Raw genomic sequence first — 21,807 nt, 5'->3', positions numbered from 1 at the left:
TGGCCATGACCCGCCGCCAGCGAACAACAGGGCACCCCCGGAGACACCATGACCGATTTCCCCGTCTTTGACGGCCATAACGACCTGATCCTGCGGCTGCTGCGCGGCGAGGTGACGGCAGCGGGCGTGGCCGCGGGCCTGCCGGACGGGCATATCGACAAACCTCGCGCCCGGGCGGGCGGCTTTGGCGGGGGCATGTTCGCGATCTTCGTGCCCAGCCCCGAGGACAAGGCGCTGCGCCATGACGAGATGCGCAACGCGTCCTATGAAATCCCCCTGCCCGACCCGGTCCCCGAGGCCGAGGCCGCGGGCTGGACCGCGCGCGGGGTCGACGCCCTCGAGGATCTGGCCGCGGCCGGCGCGGTGCGCATCTGCCGCACGGCGACCGAGATTGAGGCGGCGCTGCCCGCCGAGGAAATGGCCGCGGTGATTCATATCGAGGGCGCCGAGGGCATCGACCGCGACTTCGCGCGGCTGCACGACTGGCACGCGCGCGGCCTGCGGTCGCTGGGTCCGGTCTGGAGCCGCGAGACGCTCTGGGGCCACGGCGTGCCCTTCCGGTATCCGTCGGATCCCGACACCGGGCCGGGTCTGACCGAGGCCGGCAAGGCGCTGATCGCGGAATGCAATCGCCTGAAGATCATGGTGGATCTGTCACACCTCAACGCCGCCGGCGTCGAGGACGTCGCGCGGATCACCGACGCGCCGCTGGTGGCCACGCATTCCAACGCCTGGGCGGTCTGCCCGCATTCGCGCAACCTGACCGACCGGCAACTCGACATGATCCGCGACAGCGACGGCATGGTGGGCATCAATTTCGCCAGCGCCTTCCTGCGGCCCGACGGGCGCATGGAGGCCGAGTTCGGCCTTGACATCGTCATGCGGCATCTCGACCATCTTCTCACGCGGCTGGGCGAGGACAGGGTCGGTCTGGGATCCGATTTCGACGGAGCGCTGGTTCCCGACGGCATCGGCGATTGCGCCGGTCTGCCCGATCTGCTGGACGCGTTCCGGTCCCATGGCGTGGGTGACGCGCTGATGACCAGGATCACCCATGGCAACTGGCTGCGGGTTCTGCGTCGGACGTGGGGCGAATAATCAAGATGAAACAGGAAGGGTAACCATGAGAAAATCATTCGTAGCCGCGGTGGTCGCGTCGCTGTTGTCGGTGGGCGTCGCCGCGCCGGCGGTGGCCGAGACGCCGCCGAACATGCTGGTCATCGCCAACCGCATCGACGACATAAAGACCTTCGATCCGGCCGAGAGTTTCGAATTCGCGGGCGCGGATGTCAGCCGCAACGTCTATCAGCGGCTGGTCAATTTCGATCCGATGGATCTGGAGGCCGGGTATCAGCCGCAACTGGCCGAAAGCTGGGAAATGTCCGAGGACGGGCGCACCCTCACCTTCACCATGGCCGAGGGGCACGTCTTTGCCTCGGGCAACCCGGTGACCGCCAAGGATGCCGAGTTTTCGCTGCGCCGCGCGGTGCAGCTCAACAAGACGCCGTCCTTCATCCTGACGCAGTTCGGCTTTACCCCCGAGAACGTCGAAGAGACGATCGTCGCGCCGGATGACAAGACGCTGGTGCTGACGCTCGACCGGCCCTACGCGGTGTCGTTCGTGCTGAACTGCCTGACCGCCACCATCGGCGGCATCGTCGACATGGAAACCGTGATGACCAACGCCGAAGACGGCGACATGGGCAATGCCTGGCTGCGCACCAACACCGCCGGATCGGGCCCCTACAAGGTGGTCGAGTGGCGCCCCAGCGAAAGCGTGCTGATGGATCTCAACCCCAACTACGCCGGCGAGACCCCGGCGATGGAGCGGGTGATCGTGCAGCACATCCAGGAAAGCGCCACCCAGCGCCTGCAACTGGAACGCGGCGATGTCGATGTCGCGCGCAACCTCTCGCCAGAGGATATCGCCGGGCTCGACGGGGTCGAGGGCGTCAAGGTGGTGGACGAGCTGCGCGGCCGGCTGATGTATTTCGCCGCCAACCAGAAGAAGGACCTGCTGGCCGATCCAGGCGTGATCGAGGCGCTGAAGCTGGCCACCGATTACGAGGGCATGTCGGGCTCGTTCCTGCGCGGTCAGTACACGGTGCATCAGGCATTCCTGCCGCGCACCTTCCTCGGGGCACTGGGCGAAACGCCCTACAGCTTCGACATGGAGGCCGCCAAGGCCGCGCTGGCCGAGTCCGACCACCCCGACTGCGGGCCGATCAAGATTTCCGTGCGCGACGCGCAGGAACGTCTGGATATCGCCCAGTCCCTGCAGAACACGTGGGGGCAGATCGGCTGCGAGGTCGAGCTGATCGTCGGCACCGGCGCGCAGACGCTGGATCGCTACCGGTCGCGCGAGCATGACGTCTATCTCGGGTCGTGGGGACCGGACTATCCCGACCCGCAGACGAATGCGGGCACCTTCGCCTTCAATCCCGACAACTCGGACGCGGCCGGCGCCACCGGCATCCTGGCATGGCGCAACGCGTGGCATATCCCCGAGATGAGCAAGCGGACCGAGGCGGCGGTGGCCGAAAACGACACCGACACCCGGCGCGAGATGTATCTCGACCTGCAGCGCGACCATCAGCAGGTCAGCCCGTTCGGCATCATGTTCCAGAAGATCGAACAGAATGCGATGGGCGCGACTGTCGAGAACTTCGTCGCCGGCGGCGCGACGACCGCGGTCTCCTACTGGGTGATCACGAAATAGATGACTGATGCGACAGATGGCGAAGGACGGCTGCGGCCGTCCTTCCCGCCCTGGCTGACGAAAACGCTGAAGACGCTTCTGACCGTGGCCGCGACGCTGCTCGGGCTGCTGCTGGTGACGTTTCTCATCGGGCGGGTGATGCCGATCGACCCGGTTCTGGCGGTGATCGGCGAGCGCGCCACCCAGGAGCAATACGAGCAGACCTATCGCGATCTCGGGCTCGACCAGCCCCTGCTGGTGCAGTTCTTCATCTACGTCTCGGACGTGGTCCGCGGCGATCTGGGCACCTCGATCCGCACCGGCGAGGCGGTCACCGCCGACATCGCGCGGGTGTTTCCCGCGACGCTGGAACTGGCCACGCTGGGCACGCTGTTCGGGGTCCTGCTGGGCGTGCCGCTGGGGGTCGTCGCGGCCGTGCGGCGGGGCACATGGATCGACCAGCTGGCGCGCCTCGTGGGCCTCGTGGGCTATTCCATGCCGATCTTCTGGCTGGGCCTTGTGGGGCTGCTGATCTTCTACGGCATCCTGGGCTGGGTGTCGGGGCCGGGCCGGCTGGGGATCTTCTACCAGGGCATCGTCGAGCCGATCACCGGGATGCTGCTGATCGACAGCGCGCTGCGTGGCGAATGGGCGGTGTTTCGCAGCGCGTTCTCGCACATCATCCTGCCGGCGTCCCTGCTGGGCTATTACAGCCTCGCCTATATCAGCCGCATGACGCGGTCCTTCATGCTCGAACAGCTCGGCTCGGAATACATCATCACCGCGCGCGTCAAGGGGCTGTCGGAATGGCAGGTCATCTGGGGCCACGCCTTTCGCAACATCCGCGTGCAACTTCTGACGGTGATCGCGCTCGCCTATGCCAACCTGCTGGAAGGGTCCGTGCTGACCGAGATCATCTTCGCGTGGCCCGGGCTGGGGCAATATATCACCACCTCGCTTCTGGCCAATGACATGAACGCGGTGCTGGGCGGCACGATCGTGATCGGCAGCATCTTCGTGGCGATCAACATCCTGTCGGACCTTTTGTACCGCGTCCTCGATCCGAGGTCGAAATGAGCACGCTGCAATCCGTTCGTCACTGGCTGCTGACCGAAGAGCCGACCTCGCGCCGGCAGGCGCGGCTGGCGGCGTGGTACAAGGCGTGGCTGACGCTGCGCGGCAACACGCTGGCGATGCTGGGGCTGGCGGTGCTGATCTTCCTGATCCTTGCGGCGATCTTTGCGCCGCTTCTGGCCACGCATGACCCCTTCGCGCAGGATCTTGGGGCGCGGCTGCTGGAACCGGGCGAGGACGGCCACATCTTCGGCACTGACAGCCTGGGGCGCGACATCTATTCCCGCCTGCTCTACGGCGCGCGCATCTCGCTTTACATCGTGGCGCTGGTGGTGATGGTCGCGCCGCTGGTGGGGCTGATCATGGGCACCGTGGCGGGCTATGCGGGGGGCTGGCTCGACGTGGTGCTGATGCGGATCACCGACATCTTCCTCGCCTTCCCGCGGCTGATCCTCGCGCTGGCCTTCGTCGCCGCCCTCGGCGCGGGGATCGAGAACGCGGTGCTGGCGATCTCGCTGACGGCCTGGCCGCCCTATGCCCGCATCGCCCGCGCCGAGACGCTGACGATCCGCAATTCCGACTACATCCACGCGATCCGGCTGCAGGGCGCGGGGCCGCTGCGCATCGTCACCCGGCATATCTGGCCCTTGTGCATCTCGAGCCTCGTGATCCGCGTCACGCTCGACATGGCCGGCATCATCCTGACGGCGGCGGGCCTCGGGTTTCTGGGGCTCGGGGCGCAGCCGCCCAGCCCGGAATGGGGCGCGATGATTTCCGAGGGGCGGCAATACATCCTCGATTCGTGGTGGGTGGCGACCATCCCCGGCCTCGCGATCTTCTCGATCAGCCTCGCCTTCAACCTGCTGGGGGACGGTCTGCGCGACATGCTCGACCCCAAGGAGGACACGTAGATGACCGACGACGCCCCCCTGCTGGATGTCGAGAACCTGTGGGTGCGGTTTCGCACCCGCACCGGCATGTTCGACGCAGTGCGCGGGCTTTCCTTCACCCTCGGGCGCGAACGGCTGGGCATCGTCGGCGAAAGCGGATCGGGCAAGTCGATGACCGGGCGCGCGATGCTGCGCCTCATCCGCCCGCCGGGGATGATCGAGGCCGACCGGCTGGAGGTGCATGGCGAGGATATCCTCGCCCTGCCGGAAAAGCGGATGCGCGCCTTGCGCGGCGGGCGGATCTCGATGATCATGCAGGATCCCAAGTTCTCGCTGAACCCGGTGATGACCGTCGGCCAGCAACTGATCGAGGCGTTGCGCGCGCATGAGCGCGTCTCGCCCAGCGTCGCCCGCGAGCGCGCGCTCGCCACCCTCGACGAGGTGGCGATCCGCGAGCCCGAGCGTGTCCTCGGTCTTTATCCGCACGAGGTGTCGGGCGGCATGGGCCAGCGCATCATGATCGCAATGATGCTGCTGCCCGATCCCGAGATCCTGGTGGCCGACGAGCCGACCTCGGCGCTGGACGTGTCGGTGCAGCTTCAGGTGCTCGAGATCATCGACAAGCTGGTGCGCGACCGCGGCATGGGCCTGATGTTCATCAGCCACGACCTGAATCTCGTGGCGCGCTTCTGCGACCGGATCATGATCATGTATGCCGGCCGCATCGTCGAGACCTGCAAGGCAAGCGACCTGGCCCGCGCCCGGCACCCCTACACGCTGGGGCTGCTCAACTCGGTCCCCGATCTGGAACACCCCCGCGACCGCCTCGAGGTGCTGCAGCGCGACCCCGCCTGGCGCGAGGCCCCGTCGGTGAGTGCCCGGACATGAGCGCGCTGGAGATCGAGAACCTCGACGTCTGGTTCGGCACCGGGGCCGAGCGGACGCGCGCCGTCCGCGATGTCAGCCTGTCCGTGGCGACGGGCGAAAGCTTCGGCCTCGTCGGCGAAAGCGGATCGGGCAAATCGACCATCCTGCGCGCGGTCGCGGGGCTGGTGCCCACGTGGTCCGGCCGCATGACCGTCGCGGGCGAGACCCTTGGCAAGACGCGCAGCAAGGCGTTCTACAGCAAGGTGCAGATGGTCTTTCAGGACCCCTACGGCTCGCTGCACCCGCGCCAGACCGTCGACCGCGTGCTGTCCGAGGCGATGCAGTTGCACGGCGTGCGCGACATCGACGCGCGCATGGGGCGGCTGCTGGATGATGTGGGCCTCGGGGCGGGCTTCCGGTTCCGGTTTCCGCACCAGTTGTCGGGCGGCCAGCGCCAGCGCGTGGCCATCGCCCGGGCGCTGGCCTGCAAGCCGCAGATCCTGCTGCTGGACGAACCGACCTCGGCGCTGGACGTCTCGGTGCAGGCCGAGATCCTCAACCTGCTGGTGGACCTGCGCCGCGAGCACGGGCTGACCTATGTGATGGTGTCGCACGATCTGGGCATCGTCGGCCACCTGTCAGAGCGGATCGCCGTGATGAAGGAAGGCGCGCTGGTCGAGGTTCTGGGCGTCGACGAGATGCGCCGCCTCGAGGCGCAGTCGCCTTACACGCGGCATTTGCTGGAAAGCTCGATCCGCTCGATCCGCTGAGGCAGGCGCGCCCGGCACGCGTGCCCAACCCGAAACCGGCCACCATCAACCCGAAGGACTCGCGTCATGAACGTGGGACGACCGGGGGGCAGGTCATCCGGGCGGCGCGCATCCCCCGGCCAAATCACCGTGCCGGGCTCCTGTCCCGACCCGAGCCGCGCGAGCGCCGGGCCGCGGTGCGGCGATCCAGCGGACATGCTTTGCACTTTATGGCGGCCAAACCCGCAAAACTCATATGCTTTGCGCATAGGCCGACCAAATCGCCGTGCCGGGGGGCGGCCCGGCGATCGCGCGGCGCCTTCGGCGCGTCTCGCGCGGAAGTGTCGTACGTGAGGCGAAGGGGTCGGCGGATTTCAGGCTGGACGCAAAAAGTCAAAGAAATAGTAAAACAGCGCCGTGAAAAACATGAGTATTAAACCGACCGCGATGTTATCTGCGTTACGCACCAAGAAGCCGCTTCTTGAATAGTAAATTTTTGTCCTCGTCCAATGATAATAATATAATAAGAACAAAGCAACAACTGACAGCCCAACCATAAAGAACAGCGCAATTTCTTGCAAATTAAATCCAAACACCTCAGTCGAAACATCAAAAGAAAGCTGAGCGAAAATTCGCGGAAGGCCAAATACGATCAACTGTGCTGTCACGAAGAAAGTAATCAACGGAAACTTGGACAGCACCGGGACATAGGTACGTAATTCTCTTGCAAGCGCTTTTTGTCGGTGTGATGAGCTTGATCTTCCGAAAACACCTGCGGCGAAAGGGTCAAATTCAATGGTTGTTTCACCGCAGCTTATCTTAAACGGAATACTTATTGCGGACTTATTGGACTTTATCTCGTCGAGTGACTCATAGATTGTGTCGTCGCACTTTAAGCTGATCGAACTTTCCCCGGTAGATTCCAGTATCGTGACAAGGCTTTCCATGTCAATCTTTACGCCTTCTACTCGAATATGTTCGAAAGTGTCAACTTTCTGAATCATACATCCAACTCCTCCACGAACCTAGCATTCTCGGTAATATACTGGAACCTCAGTTCCGGCTTCTTGCCCATCAGCCGCTCCACCAGATCGCCGGTCTGCCCCGGCTCGTCCTCGTCGATGGTCACGCGGATCAGGCGGCGGGTCTTGGGGTCCATCGTGGTGTCCTTGAGGTCCTTGGCGTCCATCTCTCCCAGACCCTTGAAGCGGCCCACCTCGATCTTTCCCTTGCCGCCCAGACCCTTGGCCAGCCACGCGTCGCGCTCGGCCTCGTCCAGCGCATAGACCCGCGTCGCCCCCTGGCTGAGGCGGTAAAGCGGCGGACAGGCGAGGTACAGATGCCCCGAATCGATCATCGGCCGCATCTGCGAAAAGAAGAACGTCATCAGCAGCGCGGCGATATGCGCGCCGTCCACATCCGCGTCGCACATGATGATGATCTTGTCATAACGCAGATCGTCGATGTTGAATTTCGACCCCAGCCCGACGCCTAAGGCTTGAGTCAGGTCGCTGATCTCCTGGTTGCTGCCCAGCTTGGCGCTCGCCGCCCCCAGCACGTTCAGGATCTTGCCCCGCAACGGCAACAGCGCCTGATTCTTGCGGTCGCGCGCCTGCTTGGCCGACCCGCCCGCCGAATCCCCCTCGACGATGAACAGTTCGGTGCCGTCGCGCGCCGTGGCGGTGCAATCCACCAGCTTGCCCGGCAGGCGCAGTTTCTTGGTGGCGGTCTTGCGCTGCGTCTCCTTCTCCTGACGCCGCCGCTGGCGTTCCTCGGCCCGCAGCACGAGGAAATCCAGGATCGCGCCCGCGGACTTGGTGTCGGCGGCCAGCCAGTTGTCGAAATGGTCGCGCACCGCCCCCTCGACCATGCGCTGCGCATCCGTGGTCGCCAGCCGGTCCTTGGTCTGGCCGACGAATTCCGGTTCCCGGATGAAGCACGACACGACGGCGCAGCCGCCCGACACCAGATCCTCGCGGGTGATCTGCGCGGCCTTGCGGTTGTTCGACAGCTCGCCGTAAGCCTTGATGCCCTTCAGGATCGCCGCCCAGAACCCGGCCTCGTGCGTGCCGCCCTCGGGCGTGGGCACGGTGTTGCAGTAGCTTTGCAGGAACCCGTCGCGCGCCGGCGTCCAGTTGATCGCCCATTCCACCCGGCCCGGCACGTTGAACTTGTCGGCGAACTCCACCCGGCCCGCGAACGGCCGCGCGGCATAGGTGGTGGCGCCGCCCAGGGTCTCGGCGAGGTAATCCGACAGCCCGCCGGGAAACTTGAACGTCGCCTCCTGCGGGGTCTCGCCATCGGTGACATGGCTTTTCCAGCGGATCTCGACCCCCGAGAACAGGTAGGCCTTGGACCGCGCCATCGCGAAGAGCCGCGCGGGCTTGAGGCTGAGCGAGCCGAAGATCTCGGGGTCGGGGTGAAAGGTGACGGCGGTGCCGCGCCGGTTGGGGGCGGCCCCCACCTTTTCCAGCGGCCCCTGCGGCAGCCCGCGCGAAAACTCCATGCGGTAAAGCTCGCGCCCCCGCGCGACCTCGACGCAAAGATGGTCCGACAGCGCGTTGACCACCGACGAGCCGACCCCGTGCAACCCGCCCGAGGTCTCGTAGCTGTCGCCCGAGAACTTGCCGCCCGCGTTGAGCGTGCAGAAGATGATCTCGAGCGCGGTCTTGCCGGGATCCTTGGGATGCGGATCGATGGGGATGCCGCGGCCATTGTCGCGCACGCTGACATGGCCGTTCGCGTGCAGCTCGACCTCGATCCAGGTGGCGTGCCCGGCGACCGCCTCGTCCATCGAGTTGTCGACGATCTCGGCCACCATGTGATGCAGCGCGCGGTCGTCCTTGCCACCGATATACATGCCCGGCCGCAGGCGCACATGCTCCATGTCCTCAAGCACCTGGATGGACGAGGCGTCATAATCGGGTTTCGGGCTCGATGAGAGAAGATCGTTCATGCCGCTGCTCTTTTCTTTTATGGGTTGCGCGGCAGTATGGCAGAGCGGAACGAACGGGGAAAGTGGCTGTCGCCGCGTGAGGCCGCGGATTGCGTACCCAAGCCGCATACGTCGTGTACGCGCTGTACGCATGTCGGTTGGGGCGAAGTGTGGCGGGCCCGCACGCAACCGTTTGGTTTACGCATTCCCGAGAGCCTGTGTGTACAGGTGGGCGCCGGTTAACCAGACCACGGCCAGGACAGAGCCAGCTCCCTCGGAAAAGATTAAGGCCACTGGAATGTAACCGTTCACGGGAAGGGCAGCACCCGCCACGACCCAGAAGTAGCCCGTCGCGGGGGACGGAACAAGGGGTTGCACGCGTTCGTGTTTCGTTCAAAAATGCCGGCATGGACAGCGCCCTTGACCAGTTCCGACAGCCCGGCCAGCTTCTGGCGCGCGGCGTGTGCCGGCATCTCGCAACCTATGACTTTGTTTCGATTGAGGAATTCTCGCCGGACCGGGGCAAGCGTGTCGATGTCGCCGCCCTCGGTCCCAAGGGCGAGATCTGGGTGATCGAGTGCAAGTCGAGCCGCGCCGATTTCCAGTCGGATGCGAAATGGCCCGGATACCTCGAGTGGTGCGACCGGTATTTCTGGGCAGTGGATTCGGCCTTCCCGCTCGAGATCCTGCCCGACGACACCGGCATCATGATCGCCGACGCCTACGCCGCCGAGATCATCCGCATGGACGCCCCGCGCAAGCTGCCCGCCGCCCGCCGCAACGCGTTGATCCGCAAATTCGCCCGGGATGCGGCACGCCGCCTGCAATGGCTCCGCGATCCGCAGGTGTGAAAATCATTTTAAAACCGATACTTGTCAGGCTACTGGCCGTCCAGCGCCAGCGCGGCGCGGCGCAGCAGGCGGACGCCATGCCCGATTGACGCCACCGGGCAAGAGCGTAATGTCCCCGAAAAATCATCAGGAGAATTCCGCCATGAGCCTCGCAGGCGGTCACCCGTACCTCGCCATTCCCGGCCCTTCCGTCATGCCCGAGGAGGTGCTGCGCGCGATGCACCGATCCTCGCCCAACATCTACGAGGGCGAGTTGATTGAGATGACGGCGGGCCTGATCCCCGATCTGCGGGACGTGGCGCGCACCACGGGCGACGTGGCGATCTACATCGCCAACGGCCATGGCGCGTGGGAGGCCGCGCTGGCCAACACCGTGCCCGAGGGTGGCCGTGTGCTGGTGCCGGCGACCGGGCGCTTCGGGCATGGCTGGGCCGACGTGGCCGAGGCGCGCGGGATCAATGCCGACCTGCTGGATTTCGGCAAGCGGTCGGCGATCGATCTCGACCGGGTCGAGACCGCGCTGCGCGCCGATACATCGCGTGAAATCAAGGCGATACTGGCCACGCATGTGGACACCTCGACCTCGGTGCGCAACGATATCGCGGCCCTGCGCGCCCTGCTCGACGCGGTCGGGCACCCGGCACTTCTGATGGCCGATTGCATCGCCTCGCTCGCCTGCGACCGGTTCGAGATGGACGCGTGGGGCGTCGACGTGATGATCGCCGGCAGTCAGAAGGGGCTGATGGTGCCGCCAGGTCTGGCTTTCGTGTTCTTCTCCGACAAGGCCGCAGAGGCCCGCCGCGCCCTGCCGCGCGTCAGCCGCTACTGGGACTGGACCAACCGCGCCAACCCCGAGATGTTCTACCAGTATTTCGGCGGCACCGCCCCCACGCATCACCTTTACGGGCTGCGCGCCGCGCTCGACCTCATCCGCGCCGAGGGGATCGAGGCGATCTGGGACCGGCACGACCGCCTCGCCCGCGCCATCTGGGCGGCCTGCGAGACATGGGGGCGCACCGGCCCGCTGGAACTCAACATCGCCGACCCGGCCCTGCGAAGCCGCGCGGTGACCGCGCTGCGGATCGGCGCGCCGCACGGATCGGGCTTGCGCAAATGGGTGCAGGACCATGCCGGCGTGACGCTCGGCATCGGGCTGGGGATGGCCGAGCCGGGCGATCCGGCGTGGCACGGGTTCTTCCGCATCGGGCACATGGGGCATGTGAACGCGCACATGATCCTCGGCGCGCTCGGCGCGATAGAGGCGGGTCTGGTGGCGCTGGACATACCGCATGGCGAGGGTGGCGTCGCGGCGGCGGCCCGGGCGATCGCCGACGCGGCGTAAAGCCAGGCCATTGATGAAAAGATGAATTTTTTCGTGTTCAGAGGATCTTCTGCCCGGTCTTGGCCCAATCCGCGGTGAAGGTGGCAAGCCCGGCATCGGTCAGCGGATGCTCGGCCATCTTCTTGATCACCGCCGGGGGCGCGGTCATCACGTCGGCACCGTGCATCGCCGACTGGTAGGCGTGGTTGACCGTGCGGATCGAGGCAGCCAGGATCTGCGTCTCGAACCCGTAATTGTCGTAGATCTGGCGGATATCCGAGATCAGGGCCATCCCGTCGAGATTGATGTCGTCCAGCCGCCCGATGAAGGGCGAGATGAACGTCGCCCCCGCCTTGGCCGCCAGCAGCGCCTGGTTGGCCGAGAAGCAGAGCGTCACGTTGACCATGTTGCCCTCGCCCGACAGCACCTTGCAGGCCTTCAGCCCGTCCCAGGTCAGCGGCACCTTGACCGCGATGTTATCCGCGATCTTCGCAAGCTTGCGGCCCTCGGCGACCATCTCGTCGGAAGACGTCGCCACGACCTCGGCGCTGACCGGGCCCTCGACCATGCCGGCGATCTCTTTCGTCACCTCGTGAATATCGCGCCCCGATTTCAGGATCAGCGACGGGTTGGTGGTGACGCCATCGACCATGCCGAGGGCGTGCAGCTCGGCGATCTCGCGGGTTTCGGCGGTATCGACAAAGAATTTCATGGGACGGCCCTCTCGTGATGGCTTGGGTTCTGTTGCGGATGCGTTTACCTCATGGCTCAGCCCGCCGAAACCCCTGACGGAAAGGAGCCGCCAAGTGCCCGCACCCCCGCCCGAGTTCCATCACGAAGGGGACTTGGTCGCGGTACTGACGGCGCAACCGCTGGACGGCCCGCTCGACTACCTCGCCCCCGAGGGGGGCTGCGTGCATGGCGCCTTCGTCGAGGTACCGCTGGGGCCGCGCCGCGTGCTCGGCGTGGTCTGGGGCGCGGGCCGCGGCGGGTTCGACATCAAGAAGGCGCGCAGCATCATCCGGGTGCTGGAGGTGGCGCCGATGCAGGCCGACATGCAGGATTTCCTGCGCCGCGCGTCGGAGTACACCCTGACGCCCCTGCCCGCCATGCTGCGGCTGGCGACGCGCGCGCCGGGGCTGGGCAACCCGCCCTCGATGCAGAAGATCTACCGCCCGGGCGACGCGGACCCTGCGCGCATGACCGACGCGCGCGAGCGGGTTCTGGCGGTGCTGCGCGCGCATGGCGGGCTCGGCTTTACCCTGAAAGAGCTTGGCGACATGGCCGGCGTCACCGCCTCGGTGATCAAGGGGCTGGTCGCGCAAGGATCCGTGCTTGAAGAGGACACGCCGCGCGACCGCGCCTTTCCCCGGCTCGACCCCGACCTGCCCTCGAAGGACCTGACCGAGGATCAGGTGACGGCGGCGGCGCATCTGCGCGGCGGCGTGCGGGATGGCACCTACGGCACGACATTGCTGCGCGGCGTCACCGGGTCCGGCAAGACCGAGGTCTATCTCGAGGCCGTGGCCGAATCCCTGCGCCAGGGCCGGCAGGCGCTGGTGCTTCTGCCCGAGATCGCGCTGTCGGCAGAGTTCCTGACCCGGGTCGAGGCGCGGTTTGGCGCGAAACCCGCGGAATGGCATTCCGGCGTGACGATGACTGAACGCCGCCGCGCCTGGAAGATGGTCGGGCAAGGTGACGCGCAGATGGTGGTCGGCGCGCGCTCGGCGCTGTTCCTGCCGTTCCGGGATCTCGGGCTGATCGTCGTCGACGAAGAACATGACAGTTCCTACAAGCAGGAGGACGGCGTGCTCTACAACGCCCGCGACATGGCGGTCCTGCGCGCCAGCATCTGCGACGCGCGCGTCGTGCTGGCCTCGGCCACGCCCAGCCTGGAAAGCTGGGCCAATGCCGAGGCGGGCAAGTATGCCCGGCTGGATCTGGCCGCGCGCTACGGTGCCGCGGTGATGCCGGATCTCGCGGCGATCGACATGCGGGCCGAAACGCTGCCCGCCAATCGCTGGATCTCGCCGACGCTTCAGGCCGCGGTCAACGCCCGCGTCGCGGCGGGCGAACAGGCGCTGTTGTTCCTCAACCGTCGCGGCTATGCGCCGACCACGCTGTGCCGGGCCTGCGGGCACCAGATCGGCTGTCCGCATTGCGACGCGCGCATGGTCGAGCACCGCTTCCAGAAGCGCCTGATCTGCCACCAGTGCGGCGAAAGCGCCCCGGTGCCCAGCACCTGCCCGGCCTGCGGCGCCGAGGACCGGCTGGCCGCCGTCGGCCCGGGGGTCGAGCGTCTGGCCGAAGAGGCAGCGACGCTGTTTCCGCAGGCGCGGATCGCGGTGCTGTCCTCGGATCTCTTCGGCTCGGCGCGCGCGCTGAAGGAACAGATCGCGGAAATCGCCGACGGCGCGGCGGATATCATCATCGGCACGCAGCTTGTCGCCAAGGGGCACAACTTTCCGCTGCTGACACTGGTCGGCGTGATCGACGCCGACCTCGGGCTGCAGGGCAGCGACCTGCGCGCGGCCGAGCGGACGTTTCAACTGATGCGGCAGGTCGCGGGGCGCGCGGGCCGTGCCGAGCGCGCCGGGCGCGCGGTATTGCAGACCTACCAGCCCGAGCACCCGGTGATCCGCGCGATCCTCGCGGGCGACGAGGAAGGCTTCTGGCGGGCAGAGGCTTTGGGTCGGCGCGAGGCCGGCGTGCCGCCCTACGGCCGGATGGCGGGGATCATATTGTCATCGCCGGACATGCAGGCGGTGTTCGATCTGGGCACGGACCTCGCGCGCCGCGACGGCCCCTTGCGCAGCGTCGGCGCGCAGGTCTTCGGCCCGGCCCCCGCGCCGATCGCCCGGATCCGCGGACGCCACCGCGTACGGCTGCTGGTCAAGGCACCCAAGGGCGCCGCCCTGCAATCGGCCGTGGCCGACTGGGTGGGACAGGTGCGCCTGCCCGCACAGGCCCGCCTGACGGTGGATATCGACCCGCAAAGCTTTTTCTGAACCCGCCCGCGTCATCGCGCGGCGCCGGTGTTGCAAACCGCGATCGGGCGAATAGATCTATTTACAATTGGATCAACGAAAGGAGCCGGTCATGGCCGACAGAACGAAAAGCATAGAGAACCTGCAAACCGCGCTGTCGATGGAGCTGACGGCGGTGCATCAATATCTGCTGCACGCGCACACCCTCGAGGATTGGGGCATCGACAAGCTTGGCGCGAAGATGCGCGAGGAGATGCAGGAGGAACTCGGCCATGCCGGGGCCTTCATCGACCGCATCCTGTTCCTTGGCGGCACGCCCAAGCTGGAACCGGCCAGCACCCCGAAAAAGGCGCCCGATCTGGAAGCGCTGTTCAAGGCCGACAAGAAAGAGGAAGGCGGCGCGATCGAGTTCTACACCCGTGCCGCGCGCGAGGCGTTCGAGGTCGACGATATCGGCACACGGGCGCTGTTCGAACGGATCGTGCAGGACGAGGAAGGCCATTGGGAATGGCTCGACCTGCAGCTCGACCTCCTGGAAAAGCTGGGCACGCCGGTCTTCATGACCAACTACATGAGCGGCCGCAGCGGCGGACAGGGCGCCACCTGAGCCCTGATCGCGGGCGTTTTTCCGCTCGCCTCCCGCATGGGGCAGGTATATCACCCGCCCCATGCGCATGACGACGTTCCCGCTTGCCAAGGCCAAGACCCTGCCGTTCTGGCAGCGGCCCACGACGCTGCTGTTCCTGATGGCCGCGGCGATGCCCATAGCCTTTGCCACGTGGTCGGCGCTGCTCAACAACTTTGTCATCGAGGTGGCCGGGTTCGACGGCTCGGATATCGGCTGGCTGCACACGGTGCGCGAGATCCCCGGCTTCTTCGCCATCGGGGTTATCGCGCTGATCATGGTCATGCACGAGCAGGTTCTGGGGCTGGTGGCACTTCTTCTTCTGGGGGTCGCGACGGCACTGACCGCGCAATTCCCCTCATTGGGCGGCATCCTGACGATCACCATGCTCAGCTCGATCGGGTTCCACTATTTCGAAACGGTGAACCACTCGCTGCAACTGCAATGGCTCGACAAGCTGCGCGCGCCGCAGATGCTGGGCTGGCTGCTGGCGGCCGGATCGGGGGCCACATTGGTCGCCTATGTGCTGATCGTGCTGACATGGCAGGCCTTCGATCTGAACTATAACACCGTCTACATGGTGTCGGGCGGGGTTACCGCCTGTGCGGCGATCTGGTGCCTGCTGGCCTATCCGCGCTTCGAGGCGCCCAATCCGCAGATCAAGAAGATGGTGCTGCGCCGGCGCTACTGGCTGTATTACGCGCTGCAGTTCATGGCCGGCGCGCGGCGGCAGATCTTCGTCGTCTTCGCGGGCTTCATGATGGTCGAGAAGTTCGGCTTTGCGGTGCACGAGGTCACCGCCCTTTTTCTGATAAACCTTGTCGCCAACATGGTCGCCGCCCCGCTGATGGGGCGCGCGGTGTTCCGCTTCGGCGAACGTAACGCGCTGGTGTTCGAATATGTCGGGCTGGCGCTGGTGTTCCTGGCCTATGGCGGGATCTACATGTTCGGCTGGGGCATGGTGCTGGCCGCAACGCTTTACGTCGTGGATCATATCCTGTTTTCGCTGGCCCTGGCGCTCAAGACCTATTTCCAGAAGATCGCCGATCCCGGCGACATCGCCCCCACCGCCGCCGTGGCCTTTACCATCAACCATATCGCCGCGGTCTTCCTGCCGGCGCTTCTGGGATATGCGTGGCTGGTCTCGCCGGCCGCGGTGTTCGGGATGGCGGCCTGCATGGCGGCGGTATCGTGCCTTCTGGCGCTGATGATCCCGCGCCACCCCGAGCCCGGATACGAGACCATCCTCGCCCGCGCCGCCCCGGCCCCGGCCGAATGACCCCTGACCAGAGAGGCCCCGATGCCGACCTTCACCGCCTACACAACCGTGACGCAAAAGGCCAACGCCGACGCGCTCGCCGAGGCGCTCGACGATCTCGACCCCGAACCCACCGGCATCGGCGCCTTCGAGATGGAGGACGGGTCCGGCCTGTGGGAAATCGCCGCCTATTTCGAGGAGCCGCCGGATCAGGCGGGGCTGGCGCTTCTGGCCGCGATCCACGACGCCAAGCCCTTCGTCATATCAGAGTTGCCCGAGACCGACTGGGTCTCGAAAGTGCAGCGCGACCTCAGCCCGGTCGAGGCGGGGCGGTTCTTCGTCTATGGCAGCCATGACGCGGACAAGGTGCCCGACGATTGCGAACCGCTGCTGATCGAGGCGTCGATGGCCTTCGGAACCGGGCATCACGGCACCACCCTGGGCTGTCTGCGCGCGCTCGACCGGCTGGCCGAGGACGGCTTTGACGGGGGATCGGTGCTCGACCTCGGCTGCGGCACGGCGGTGCTGGCGATGGCGGCGGCGCGAATCTGGCCCGGGGTGATGCTGGCCTCGGATATCGACGCGGTCGCGGTCGAGGTGGCCGAGGCGAACGTCGCCGCCAACGACTTGGCCGGCCGGGTGCGCTGCATCGAGGCCACGGGCCTCGATCATTCCGATCTGCGCGCCGCGGCCCCGTTCGACCTCGTCTTCGCCAATATCCTGAAAGGGCCGCTGATCGACCTCGCGCCCGCGATCACCGACAGCCTGCGCCACGGGGGCAAGGTCATCCTGTCGGGACTTCTGAACGAACAGGCCGACGAGGTGATCGCCTGCTATTCACAGGCCGGCAACAGCCTCGACCAGCGCAACGAGATCGGCGACTGGACAACGCTGGTCATGTCGCGGCCCGGCTGAGACTGCCGCGCGCAATGCGCCCGCATCCCGAATGAAAAAAGCCCTGCATGCGCTTGCGTCATGCAGGGCGTTCATTGTCCGGGACGTGCCGGGCGCGATGCGTCCGCATCAGCGCTTGCGCACGACTTTCGGGATATCCGCGCGGGTCAGGCCGATATCCTCGAGCTCGCGATCGGACAGTCTTGACAGGGCGTTGCGTGTCACGCGGCGCTCGTTCCAGCCGATGAGGGCAGAAGCGACGCGAGAGACGACGACATCGATCCCGGACTGGGAAGAGGTCTTGCGGGTATTTGCGACAGTGGCCATGGTACAGATCCTTGCTACGACAGAGGACGTTTCATCTTCGATTGTGCGATTGAGGTAGGCGAGCACGCCGACCCTCACAAGCAGGCATGTCTGCATAGTCCTTATGCATCGCGTGCATGGGTCATCAGGATTTCAAGGTGTTGTTAACACTGTTTAAATTTCCCTGACCTCTCGATCGGGTTCGCCGCACGCAGATTTTCGGCAAGGATCTGCCGAGCGCATGGGCAAAATGAAAACATCGATGCCTCTTGGTACCCGTTCTTGCTTCGTGCTATGGGTCTGAAAACACGAGGGGCGGGGCGGAAACATGCGGGTTTTGGGAATCGATCCTGGGTTGCGCAACCTCGGATGGGGCGTGATCGAGGTGGATGGCAGCCGGCTGAGCCACGTGGCCAACGGCATCTGTCACTCGACAGGTCCGGATCTCGGGGCGCGGCTCCTGTCGCTCTACCAGCAACTGACGGACATCCTGCACCGCTATGCGCCCGACGCGGCGGCGGTCGAGCAGACCTTCGTCAACAAGGACGGCGCAGGCACGCTGAAGCTGGGGCAGGCGCGCGGGATCGCGCTGCTGGTGCCCGCACAATACGGGCTGACAGTGGGGGAATATGCCCCCAACTCGGTCAAGAAGACGGTCGTGGGTGTCGGCCACGCCGCCAAGGAACAGGTCGCACATATGGTCGCGGTGCAACTGCCGGGCGTGGTGCTGGCCGGCCCGGATGCGGCCGATGCGCTTGCCGTCGCGATCTGCCACGCGCATCACGCACGATCAGGGGCCATGCTGGCACGGGCCGTCGCACGGGCGAGCACATGATCGGGAGGATCGCCGGGCGGATCGACTACCGCGCCAGCGATCACGTGCTGATCGACGTGCGCGGGGTGGGCTACCTCGTTTATTGCTCGGACAGGACGCTGTCGGCGCTGCCCGGCGTCGGCGGCATGACGGCGCTTTATACCGATCTGCTGGTGCGCGAGGACATCCTGCAGCTATTCGGCTTTTCCACGCTGGTGGAAAAGGAATGGCACCGCCTGCTGATGGGCGTGCAGGGCGTGGGCGCCAAGGCGTCGCTGGCGATCCTCGGTGCGCTCGGCCCCGACGGTGTCAGCCGCGCGATCGCCATCGGCGACTGGTCCTCGATCACCGCGGCCCGCGGCGTCGGCGCCAAGACCGCGCAACGCGTGGTCAACGAGCTCAAGGACAAGGCGCCCACGGTCATGGCCATGGGCGCCACCCCGCCCCCCGCGCCGGATGCCGGCGAAGTGATCGAGATGGCGACGCCGGCAGAGGCGCCCGCGGCGCCCGCCCCCGCAGACCCCGGCGCGCAGGCCGAGGCACTGTCGGCCCTGACCAACCTGGGCTATGCCCCCGGCGAGGCGGCAGGCGCCGTCGCACAGGCGGCCAGCGAGACCCCCGAGGCCGCGACCGCCGATCTCATCCGCGCCGCGCTGCGGCGGCTGGCACCGAAAGGCTAGGCGATGACAGGTCCCGACCCGACATTGCGGCCCGAGGCACTGCCCGAGGATGCAGACCGCAGCCTGCGCCCCAAGGTCCTGTCGGAATTCATCGGCCAGCGCGAGGCGCGCGCCAACCTCGCGGTCTTCATCCAATCGGCCAGGCAGCGCGGCGACGCGATGGATCACACGCTCTTTCACGGCCCGCCCGGCCTTGGCAAGACGACGCTGGCCCAGATCATGGCGCGCGAGCTTGGGGTGGGGTTCCGCATGACCTCGGGGCCGGTGCTGGCCAAGGCAGGCGATCTGGCCGCGATCCTCACCAATCTCGAACGCAACGATGTGCTTTTCATCGACGAGATCCACCGCCTGAACCCGGCGGTCGAGGAGGTGCTCTACCCCGCGCTCGAGGATTTCGAGCTCGACCTGGTGATCGGCGAGGGGCCCGCGGCGCGCACCGTGCGGATCGAGCTGCAGCCCTTCACGCTGGTCGGCGCCACGACCCGGCTGGGGCTGCTCACGACGCCCTTGCGCGACCGGTTCGGCATCCCCACCCGGCTGCAATTCTACGAGATCGACGAGCTGCACGAGATCGTGCGCCGCAATGCCGACCTTCTGGGGATCCCCACCGATCCCGAGGGTGCGCTGGAGGTCGCGCGCCGGGCCCGCGGCACGCCGCGGATCGCCGGGCGGCTTTTGCGCCGGGTGGTGGATTTCGCCGTGGTCGAGGGCGGCGGCAAGATCAGCCGCGCGCTCGCCGACAGCTCGCTGACGCGGCTCGGCGTGGATCACCTCGGCCTCGACGGGGCGGACCGGCGCTACCTGCGGCTGATCGCCGAAGCCTATCAGGGCGGCCCCGTCGGGATCGAGACGATCGCGGCCGCGCTGTCGGAGAGCCGCGACGCGCTGGAAGAGGTGATCGAGCCCTACCTGCTGCAACAGGGCCTCATCCAGCGCACCCCGCGCGGCCGGATGCTGGCGCATGGCGGCTGGACGCATCTCGGCCTTCCCGCGCCTGTGGCCAAGGGGCAAAGCGATCTGTTCGGGGACGACGCATGAAGCTGGCGGAGTTCGAGCCGCTCACCGAGGCCGAGCAGGTTGTCATCGCCGGGCTGGGCACGGGCCATGTGACGGTGCTGGGCGACGGGAGCCTGCCGGGCGAGGACGCGGGCGAGGACCGCCAGGTGCGCGCCAGCCTGATCCGCTGGCTCGCCCTCGGCGCGGCGGGGGGTGACGCCGTGCGCTTGCACGAGAAGGGTCTGCGGATCGCTTGGGCGCTGGTGGTCAGCGACGGTCGGGCCGATCCGATCATGGCGGGGGCCACGCCGGGGCTCGACCTCGAAGGGTGCTGGCTCGACCATGACCTTGCGCTGCTGGGGTGTCGGTTTGAGCATGCACCGGTGTTGCGCGGCGCACGGGTGCAGACCTTGAACCTAGAAGCCTCGCATCTCCCCGGCCTCCAAGCAGACCGGCTGGAGGCGCGGGGCGGCGTGTTCCTGCGCCGTGTCGAGGCCAAGGGCGAGGTGCGGCTAGTCGGCGCACGGATCGGCGGCAATCTGGAGTGCGTCCGCGCGCGGCTCGAGAACGCTGACGGCATTGCGCTCCACGCCGACGGGCTGGAGGCGTTGGGCAGCGTGTTCCTGCGCAACAATTTTCAATCCTATGGAGAGGTGCGACTGCTCGGCGCGCGGATCGGCGGCGATCTGTCATGCAAGGGCGGGCGCTTCGAGAACCCGGGCGGCCCGGCGCTCAATGCCGACGGGCTGGAGGCGCGCGGCGCGGTGTTCCTCGCCGGCATCCAGGTCGAGGGGGAGGTGCGGCTGCTCGGCGCGCGGATCGGCGGCGATCTGGACTGCGTTGGCGGGCGCTTCGAGAACCCGGGCGGCTGGGCGCTCCGCGCCCAAGGCGCGCGGGTGACCGGAGCATTCCTTTGGCGGATGGGCAGCCATGCCGATGGGACGCTCGACCTCGCGGGCGCTGAGATCGGGCATCTGTGCGACGATCCCGCCTGCTGGCCCGCGAAGGGCGATCTGCGGCTCAACCGCTGCCGCTACGGCGCATTCGTCGGGCAAGCCATCAGCGCCGCCGAACGCATTCGCTGGCTGGACCTGCAAAAGCCCGCGCGGTTCGGCGACGACTTTTGGCCGCAGCCATGGGAGCACTGCGCGCAGGTCCTGCGCGAGATGGGCCATGCCGAGGACGCCCGCACTGTGCTGATCGCAAAGGAAGAGCGGCAGCGACGGGTGCGGCGTGCCCGCGTTCGGAAGGATACGCAGGGGACATGCCGCCACGCGATTGCACCACTCAACTGGCTGGGCGATGCGCTGCTCGGTGCGCTCATCGCCTATGGTCACAATCCGCGTAAGGCGGGGCTCTGGCTGCTGGTGATGTTCGCCATCGGCTGGGGCGTTTTCGACGCGGCGCATGGCCATGACGGCTTCAAGCCCAACAACGCCTTCATCCTGCGCAGCCCGGAATGGGCGCAGTGCGCGGACGGGGGCGCGCGGCGGGGCGATCAGCCCTCGACGCTGGACTGCTACCGGGACCAGCCCGAGGCGGCGGGGTATCCAGCCTTCAACGCGGCGCTCTACTCGCTCGACACGCTCGTGCCGGTGGTCGATCTGGAGATGCAGGAGTACTGGGTCCCGGACGAAAAGGTGGCGGACTGGGCGCGTTATTACCTGTGGGTCCATATCGCCGCGGGCTGGTTCCTCGCCCTTCTGGCGGTGGCCGGGTTCTCGGGGCTCATTGACACGCGCGCGACGCGAGACTGAGCGCGGGTCACCCGAAGCACTGTGCGTCGAATATTCCGGGCCAGACGACGCCCGCGGGGTTTGCGGCCCGCGCATGGCGCTGCTAAGGCAAGCAGCAACCGGAGG

20 protein-coding genes are annotated in these 21,807 nt (G+C 66.6%); 16 read left to right on the top strand and 4 right to left on the bottom strand.

Going from position 1 to position 21,807, the window contains the following annotated elements:
- The first annotated feature begins 48 nt into the window (after nt 1-48).
- The 6 genes from V8324_RS05765 to V8324_RS05740 are packed head-to-tail and all read left to right on the top strand — an operon-like array spanning nt 49 to nt 6,299.
- Nucleotides 49-1,098: a dipeptidase gene (locus V8324_RS05765; RefSeq protein WP_336418971.1), complete on the top strand. Its 1,050-nt coding sequence runs from the start codon at nt 49-51 to the stop codon at nt 1,096-1,098.
- A gap of 25 nt (nt 1,099-1,123) precedes the next feature.
- Nucleotides 1,124-2,719 (top strand): ABC transporter substrate-binding protein, encoded by a 1,596-nt coding sequence (locus tag V8324_RS05760; protein ID WP_336418970.1) that lies wholly within the window; start codon nt 1,124-1,126, stop codon nt 2,717-2,719.
- A complete protein-coding gene (locus V8324_RS05755) occupies nt 2,720-3,775 on the top strand; it encodes an ABC transporter permease (protein ID WP_336418969.1) in 1,056 nt (351 codons plus the stop codon). It abuts the gene before it with no gap.
- On the top strand, nt 3,772-4,683 hold the full coding sequence (locus V8324_RS05750) for an ABC transporter permease (protein WP_336418968.1): 912 nt from the start codon (nt 3,772-3,774) through the stop codon (nt 4,681-4,683). The genes V8324_RS05755 and V8324_RS05750 overlap by 4 nt, the downstream gene beginning before the upstream one ends.
- Nucleotides 4,684-5,550, top strand: a complete 867-nt coding sequence (locus V8324_RS05745) for an ABC transporter ATP-binding protein (RefSeq protein ID WP_336418967.1) — start codon at nt 4,684-4,686, stop codon at nt 5,548-5,550. It abuts the gene before it with no gap.
- Nucleotides 5,547-6,299 carry an ABC transporter ATP-binding protein gene (locus V8324_RS05740; RefSeq protein ID WP_336418966.1) on the top strand — a complete coding sequence of 251 codons (753 nt, stop codon included), beginning with the start codon at nt 5,547-5,549 and terminating at the stop codon, nt 6,297-6,299. Before V8324_RS05745 ends, V8324_RS05740 begins: the two co-directional genes overlap by 4 nt.
- Nucleotides 6,300-6,652: 353 nt before the next feature.
- On the opposite strand, the gene V8324_RS05735 is transcribed toward V8324_RS05740, so the two are convergent.
- Together V8324_RS05735 and parE are read right to left on the bottom strand one after the other, a co-directional pair.
- A complete protein-coding gene (locus V8324_RS05735; RefSeq protein ID WP_336418965.1) occupies nt 6,653-7,282 on the bottom strand; it encodes a hypothetical protein in 630 nt (209 codons plus the stop codon).
- Nucleotides 7,279-9,234, bottom strand: a complete 1,956-nt coding sequence (parE, locus tag V8324_RS05730) for a DNA topoisomerase IV subunit B (protein WP_336418964.1) — start codon at nt 9,232-9,234, stop codon at nt 7,279-7,281. Before parE ends, V8324_RS05735 begins: the two co-directional genes overlap by 4 nt.
- 386 nt (nt 9,235-9,620) lie before the next feature.
- Between parE and V8324_RS05725 the strand changes: the two genes are divergently transcribed.
- Both V8324_RS05725 and V8324_RS05720 read left to right on the top strand, forming a co-directional pair.
- Nucleotides 9,621-10,064 carry an MmcB family DNA repair protein gene (locus V8324_RS05725; RefSeq protein ID WP_336418963.1) on the top strand — a complete coding sequence of 148 codons (444 nt, stop codon included), beginning with the start codon at nt 9,621-9,623 and terminating at the stop codon, nt 10,062-10,064.
- Between the two features lie 142 nt (nt 10,065-10,206).
- Complete coding sequence (locus tag V8324_RS05720) at nt 10,207-11,406, top strand: pyridoxal-phosphate-dependent aminotransferase family protein (RefSeq protein WP_336418962.1); 1,200 nt, start codon at nt 10,207-10,209, stop codon at nt 11,404-11,406.
- Between the two features lie 37 nt (nt 11,407-11,443).
- Here the strand turns inward: V8324_RS05720 and fsa are convergent, their stop codons facing one another.
- A complete protein-coding gene (gene fsa, locus V8324_RS05715) occupies nt 11,444-12,097 on the bottom strand; it encodes a fructose-6-phosphate aldolase (protein ID WP_336418961.1) in 654 nt (217 codons plus the stop codon).
- 94 nt (nt 12,098-12,191) lie between these two features.
- On the opposite strand from fsa, the gene V8324_RS05710 reads away from it, so the two are divergent.
- From V8324_RS05710 to V8324_RS05695, 4 genes are all read left to right on the top strand, one after another.
- Entirely contained in the window at nt 12,192-14,393 is a 2,202-nt protein-coding gene (locus V8324_RS05710) for a primosomal protein N' (protein WP_336418960.1), read from the top strand.
- A 91-nt stretch (nt 14,394-14,484) separates the two neighbouring features.
- On the top strand, nt 14,485-14,979 hold the full coding sequence (locus V8324_RS05705; protein ID WP_336418959.1) for a bacterioferritin: 495 nt from the start codon (nt 14,485-14,487) through the stop codon (nt 14,977-14,979).
- 67 nt (nt 14,980-15,046) lie between these two features.
- The gene (locus V8324_RS05700; protein ID WP_336418990.1) at nt 15,047-16,276 is read left to right on the top strand and encodes an MFS transporter; all 1,230 of its coding nucleotides are present in this window, start codon (nt 15,047-15,049) and stop codon (nt 16,274-16,276) included.
- 21 nt (nt 16,277-16,297) lie between these two features.
- Nucleotides 16,298-17,170 (top strand): 50S ribosomal protein L11 methyltransferase, encoded by an 873-nt coding sequence (locus V8324_RS05695; RefSeq protein WP_336418958.1) that lies wholly within the window; start codon nt 16,298-16,300, stop codon nt 17,168-17,170.
- A gap of 108 nt (nt 17,171-17,278) precedes the next feature.
- Here the strand turns inward: V8324_RS05695 and V8324_RS05690 are convergent, their stop codons facing one another.
- A complete protein-coding gene (locus V8324_RS05690) occupies nt 17,279-17,476 on the bottom strand; it encodes a DUF1127 domain-containing protein (RefSeq protein WP_336418957.1) in 198 nt (65 codons plus the stop codon).
- Between the two features lie 307 nt (nt 17,477-17,783).
- On the opposite strand from V8324_RS05690, the gene ruvC reads away from it, so the two are divergent.
- Genes ruvC through V8324_RS05670 form a run of 4 tightly spaced genes read left to right on the top strand, consistent with a single transcriptional unit; the run spans nt 17,784 to nt 21,702 of the window.
- Entirely contained in the window at nt 17,784-18,290 is a 507-nt protein-coding gene (gene ruvC, locus V8324_RS05685; RefSeq protein ID WP_336418956.1) for a crossover junction endodeoxyribonuclease RuvC, read from the top strand.
- A complete protein-coding gene (gene ruvA, locus V8324_RS05680) occupies nt 18,287-18,949 on the top strand; it encodes a Holliday junction branch migration protein RuvA (RefSeq protein ID WP_336418955.1) in 663 nt (220 codons plus the stop codon). The genes ruvC and ruvA overlap by 4 nt, the downstream gene beginning before the upstream one ends.
- A gap of 3 nt (nt 18,950-18,952) precedes the next feature.
- Nucleotides 18,953-19,987, top strand: coding sequence for a Holliday junction branch migration DNA helicase RuvB (ruvB, locus tag V8324_RS05675; RefSeq protein WP_336418954.1), 1,035 nt, complete (start codon nt 18,953-18,955; stop codon nt 19,985-19,987).
- A complete protein-coding gene (locus tag V8324_RS05670) occupies nt 19,984-21,702 on the top strand; it encodes a hypothetical protein (RefSeq protein WP_336418953.1) in 1,719 nt (572 codons plus the stop codon). Before ruvB ends, V8324_RS05670 begins: the two co-directional genes overlap by 4 nt.
- Nucleotides 21,703-21,807: the final 105 nt, after the last annotated feature.

Origin of the sequence: Roseovarius sp. D22-M7, from assembly GCF_037083785.1 — a bacterium.
In the GTDB taxonomy this organism is placed as follows: domain Bacteria; phylum Pseudomonadota; class Alphaproteobacteria; order Rhodobacterales; family Rhodobacteraceae; genus Roseovarius.
The sequence above is the reverse complement of the archived record's forward strand: the minus strand, read 5'-3'. Positions and strand labels throughout refer to the sequence as shown.

Bases quoted from the DNA above. Each gene is read 5' to 3' on its own strand.
- V8324_RS05760 (WP_336418970.1), top strand. From the start codon at position 1,124: ATGAGAAAATCATTCGTAGCCGCGGTGGTCGCGTCGCTGTTGTCGGTG.
- V8324_RS05745 (WP_336418967.1), top strand. From the start codon at position 4,684: ATGACCGACGACGCCCCCCTGCTGGATGTCGAGAACCTGTGGGTGCGG.
- V8324_RS05690 (WP_336418957.1), bottom strand. From the start codon at position 17,476: ATGGCCACTGTCGCAAATACCCGCAAGACCTCTTCCCAGTCCGGGATC.
- V8324_RS05695 (WP_336418958.1), top strand. From the start codon at position 16,298: ATGCCGACCTTCACCGCCTACACAACCGTGACGCAAAAGGCCAACGCC.
- ruvB (WP_336418954.1), top strand. From the start codon at position 18,953: ATGACAGGTCCCGACCCGACATTGCGGCCCGAGGCACTGCCCGAGGAT.
- V8324_RS05705 (WP_336418959.1), top strand. From the start codon at position 14,485: ATGGCCGACAGAACGAAAAGCATAGAGAACCTGCAAACCGCGCTGTCG.
- V8324_RS05700 (WP_336418990.1), top strand. From the start codon at position 15,047: ATGACGACGTTCCCGCTTGCCAAGGCCAAGACCCTGCCGTTCTGGCAG.
- ruvC (WP_336418956.1), top strand. From the start codon at position 17,784: ATGCGGGTTTTGGGAATCGATCCTGGGTTGCGCAACCTCGGATGGGGC.
- V8324_RS05725 (WP_336418963.1), top strand. From the start codon at position 9,621: ATGGACAGCGCCCTTGACCAGTTCCGACAGCCCGGCCAGCTTCTGGCG.
- V8324_RS05765 (WP_336418971.1), top strand. From the start codon at position 49: ATGACCGATTTCCCCGTCTTTGACGGCCATAACGACCTGATCCTGCGG.
- fsa (WP_336418961.1), bottom strand. From the start codon at position 12,097: ATGAAATTCTTTGTCGATACCGCCGAAACCCGCGAGATCGCCGAGCTG.
- parE (WP_336418964.1), bottom strand. From the start codon at position 9,234: ATGAACGATCTTCTCTCATCGAGCCCGAAACCCGATTATGACGCCTCG.
- V8324_RS05720 (WP_336418962.1), top strand. From the start codon at position 10,207: ATGAGCCTCGCAGGCGGTCACCCGTACCTCGCCATTCCCGGCCCTTCC.
- V8324_RS05740 (WP_336418966.1), top strand. From the start codon at position 5,547: ATGAGCGCGCTGGAGATCGAGAACCTCGACGTCTGGTTCGGCACCGGG.
- V8324_RS05755 (WP_336418969.1), top strand. From the start codon at position 2,720: ATGACTGATGCGACAGATGGCGAAGGACGGCTGCGGCCGTCCTTCCCG.
- V8324_RS05750 (WP_336418968.1), top strand. From the start codon at position 3,772: ATGAGCACGCTGCAATCCGTTCGTCACTGGCTGCTGACCGAAGAGCCG.
- V8324_RS05670 (WP_336418953.1), top strand. From the start codon at position 19,984: ATGAAGCTGGCGGAGTTCGAGCCGCTCACCGAGGCCGAGCAGGTTGTC.
- ruvA (WP_336418955.1), top strand. From the start codon at position 18,287: ATGATCGGGAGGATCGCCGGGCGGATCGACTACCGCGCCAGCGATCAC.
- V8324_RS05735 (WP_336418965.1), bottom strand. From the start codon at position 7,282: ATGATTCAGAAAGTTGACACTTTCGAACATATTCGAGTAGAAGGCGTA.